At 54.7% G+C, this 1,194-nt stretch carries 1 protein-coding gene; it reads right to left on the reverse strand.

What is annotated here, in order from left to right:
• On the reverse strand, window positions 1-1,194 hold a 1,194-nt coding region (locus tag BLX24_RS30540; protein ID WP_218160742.1), incomplete at both ends, for a reprolysin-like metallopeptidase.

Raw genomic sequence — 1,194 nt, forward strand, 5'->3', positions numbered from 1 at the left:
TGCTGCCCTGGTAGCGGCCTGACAGGTTTGTCGTTTCCAGGAAAGGACCGGCATTACCGTCAATCGTTACCGTAACCGTCTGATAGGTCAATCCACCGGCATTATCCCGGACGGTCATCCGGTGTGTGGTTGCGATACTAACCGAAGGCAGTTTATCACCACGGGCATTATTTGAACCGTTCAGGATGGCTTCCAGTCTCGGGTAAGTCCGTGTGCCGGTTGATACGGGCGGGTAGCTCCGGAAAAACGGCGGTTGGGCTGTATTCAGAAAAACCGACGGATCCGGTACAATAACACCAATGTTGGTTCCTTCCCATGAATAGCTCAGGTTATCACCGGCATTGGCATCGGTGGCCGAGCCAGACAGCGTAAAGGGTGTCGATTTCGGAATGGTAGTATTCGACGGGAACTTGTTGATCACCGGCACTGCATTTGTCAGCGCAGACGAGCTGTAGCACGACTGGGTGTTGATGTAATTAACGGCCTGTTCGTAGCTGACCGTGTGGAAGTTCAGGAATGGCTGGTACGTCGGCTCATAGTCATCGTTCCCCGTTTTGTCGCTACAGGTATAGCCATAGCTCATGATGGTTGTGCCAGACCCGGGTTCCACCGACGTTTTGGCCTCACGGGTTGTACAAACCGGTATGCTGCTGTTGAACGTATGGCTCATCCCGAACTGGTGCCCGACTTCGTGGCTAATCAGCTGGTCATCGAAAACGGCGGCAAAAGACCCGTCGCCGACTCCCGAAACCCCTTGTCCCTTCGTTTCTGCCTTACACACTGACTCGGCAGCCGCAATGCCCCCGCCTGAGCCGCCGGTAGCCCCTAACACGTGTCCGACATCATATTTATCACTGCCGATAACTTTATCCAGATTCTGCTGGTTTTCGGTCAGCATCGCCGATTGATCCGCATTGTTGTAGGGGTCTGTATTCGGGTTTGGATAAACGATATTTTCACCCGTTACCAGCGTAAAGGCGACGCTTAGCTCCGCGCGGTAAACGGCGTTCATCCGGTTTACGTAGGCCACCAGCGCATTATACGCATTCGTGACATTGCCGCCCCCCTTTCGTTGGGTAAACTCACCCGTTGCGGCCATTGCCAGCCGGAACGTCCGCAGTGCAGTACCGGTGTTATTGGCCAGTGCGGCTTCGCGCGCGGCTCCGTTTGCATTGACGGTTTTCAGGTCAACCA

This window comes from Arsenicibacter rosenii (assembly GCF_001870735.1).
GTDB classification, from domain to species: domain Bacteria; phylum Bacteroidota; class Bacteroidia; order Cytophagales; family Spirosomataceae; genus Arsenicibacter; species Arsenicibacter rosenii.